Raw genomic sequence first — 2,769 nt, forward strand, 5'->3', positions numbered from 1 at the left:
TCAGCGCCTGGCGCTGCCGAGCGCTGAGCTCGTGCAACCRCTTCAACCACCGCTTCCAGTCTTGTTCCTGCATCGCCTTCTCCAGGGAACCCGGCTTGCCGCCGTCTACCTGGCACGATGCACTTCCACTGGCTCATGGCCTGCGCCTGTCACTACTCAATGCGCAAAGAGCCAAGAGATAGCCCCGGCCATCTGGTGCTGTATTCGGCCCCAAGGGCCAGCACGCTGGCCCTTGGGGGCGCGACGCCGCCCTGCCCTGCTGGGCCGGTGGAAGGCGCGGCGACTCGCCGCCGTGAATGCGCTATGAGCGCGCAGGTTTCGGCCGGACGACGAGGTCCACCCATCCCAGCTTGCTCTTGTTGAGCGAGATCACGTGGTCCAGGAAGCCCGCGTGGTCGCTTGCCTGAACAGGATCCCGGAACAGCGCGTCCGTGTCCGGCGTGCCGAATGGAATTCGCTCGGGGAACTCGGCGAACTGGTAGCGCTCCTGAAGGTAGTCGAGCAGCACGAGCGGATCCGTCCCTTGCGACAGGAGCCAGTTGGGCGCGAACTCCATCTTCAAAACCCAGTACCGGTTGTTCTCGAGTGTTGCCTCCATGCCGCGTAGCACACTGAGTTCAAAGCCTTGGGTGTCGATCTTGAAGAACGTCTTTCCCGACGTGGCGGTACGTGAAAGCAGGGTGTCGACGGCGATCATGGGGACGGCCGTCTTCTGCCAGCCATCGATGTCGACTCGATTGTCCAACGTGCTGGAAGGATTGAGGCTGAACGAAGCGGCCTCGCAATCGAGAGACCCGACGACGGCATTGACCACCTGCGCGCCCTCGATGCGATGAAGCGCAAAGTTGCGGCGAATGAGCTTGGCGAGCCTGGGATCGGCCTCGACCGCCAGGATCCTGAGGGCGGGCGCCGCGCGTTTGGCCAATATCGAAATCAATCCGACATTCGCCCCGATGTCGACGAAGTTGACGAATTGCTCTTCACGGATGAATGAGTAGAGCAGTGAGGCCTTCTCCTCAAGGGTCGTTCGCTGCAGATACCAGTTCGGGTCGGTCTTGTTGGCCATGACGTCAAGTGGAAGGCCATCGAGGTCGACGACCTGGGAGGCCTGCGGCGACGACAGGATTTCCCACGGCGCGCGTGAGACGTCGGGGGCCTCAGCGTTGATCCAGGTCGGGCGCTTTCCCTTTCCGCACAACGAATCGTAGAAGTCCTCAGTCCGAGTGAGCAGTGCTAGATCCTGCTGGCTGACCGGCCACCTCAATGTCAGGTCCGCGGGCAGGGCGAGGTCCTGCCTCAGGAAATACAGGTTCCAAGGGCCGTGTACGTGGACCAGCCTGTATCCCTTGCTGCGGGCCAGCGAGCACAGGGCTGCAAACGAGGCACCGTAGTTCTTGCTGGGTTTGTAGACCCAGTCGTCCTGGGCCTGGATCGTCGCTTCCACGCCATGGCCGACGTGGGCATTGAACTCGATGATGACCAACGAAGGTGAGTACTTGGCATCGACAGCCTCCCAGACCCAATAGTCGAGGCCGTCGATGTCGATCACCAGACAATCCAGGTCGGGTGGCACGGCGTGCTTCTCGAACAGCGCGTTGATGGTGCCAGGTGTCACACGCTCCTTGGCCAGGGTGATCGATCGGCCTCCCGGGGCGCTGCGCACATCGAGGTCGCTGGCGGCGCACACGTCCATGTACAGGGCGCCCCAGCCGTGGCGCTCCACCAGGGCTGACAGCGTGCCGCCCGCCATCGAGCGTTGCCCAAATTCCACGCCAAAGCCGTCCTGTGGGGGAATGAGGCTGAAGATCTTCTCCATCACGCCGGTCTCCCCGCCCCACGTGCCGCGCTCCGCAAACGCGAGCAGCGGAGAGATCGAAGCGGCGCGTTCTTCCCATTCGGTCGGCGTCATTGTTGGGCCTGGGCAATAGTCGAGGTCGGCGATGCTACTGCGATCTGCGGTCCGCAAGCGTGCCGGTCGACTGCCGAGCGGGTCCAGGGATAAGGCGCGTGCCCAGCAGCGCATCCGCGCGACGCTCCCCCTCCGGGGTATTTCAACGGCTTGCTAAGGTAGACTCAGCCGCTTCGCCGATCCAGGGAAGAATCAAATGCACACACAGGCCGACATCGACCGACATAAATGGTTTCACGGTATCAACTTCGGTGACGGATTGCGCGCCAAGGGTCGATCCATTCCCGAAAATTGGTCGCTCTATGGGGCGCTGTCATTTCTGGAACAGGTTCCACTTAGAGGGGCGCGCGTTCTGGATATCGGCACGATGGATGGCTTGATCGCCTTCATTGCCGAGAAAGAGGGCGCTAGCGTTGTTGCCACCGATCTTTATGACCGGGCTTCGATGCGGACGGCCTGCAGGATTTTCAAATCGTCGGTTGACTACCATCCAACAACTTCGATCGAAGATTTGCTTGAACGGTTCGGCGCCGCGTCATTCGACGTAGTGATCATGGGGGGACTTCTCTACCACCTCGTTTCGCCGCTGAGGGCGATCCTGATCGCGCGTAATCTGTTGAAGACGGGAGGGTTGCTGATATTGGAGACTGTCGCGACCGAAGAGCCCGGGCCGATCATTCACTTCAATCTCGGCGCACCCGTGATGGACGAATACACAACGTATTTCGTGCCGAGCCTCGAGGCCGCGCGCTCCATGATGCAGTTCTGTTGTTTTGACTTGCTTGGCAGCAACAAGGTCAGGCCGACGGGAAATCCTCGATACGTGCGCGGCACCATCATGGCCAGGGCGACGGAGCCGG

General features: G+C 61.4%; 2 protein-coding genes. One reads left to right on the top strand and one right to left on the bottom strand.

Annotated elements, in window-relative coordinates:
• Positions 1 to 301: 301 nt before the first annotated feature.
• The gene (locus AC1DYI_RS31680) at positions 302 to 1,909 is read right to left on the bottom strand and encodes an FkbM family methyltransferase (RefSeq protein ID WP_477208085.1); all 1,608 of its coding nucleotides are present in this window, start codon (positions 1,907 to 1,909) and stop codon (positions 302 to 304) included.
• Positions 1,910 to 2,105: 196 nt separating this feature from the next.
• On the opposite strand from AC1DYI_RS31680, the gene AC1DYI_RS31685 reads away from it, so the two are divergent.
• Positions 2,106 to 2,769 (top strand): class I SAM-dependent methyltransferase (locus AC1DYI_RS31685; RefSeq protein ID WP_477208086.1); only part of this gene is annotated, 664 nt, incomplete at its 3' end.

Source organism: Ideonella sp. P3_A4 (genome assembly GCF_056403075.1).

Bases quoted from the DNA above. Each gene is read 5' to 3' on its own strand.
- AC1DYI_RS31680 (WP_477208085.1), bottom strand. From the start codon at position 1,909: ATGACGCCGACCGAATGGGAAGAACGCGCCGCTTCGATCTCTCCGCTG.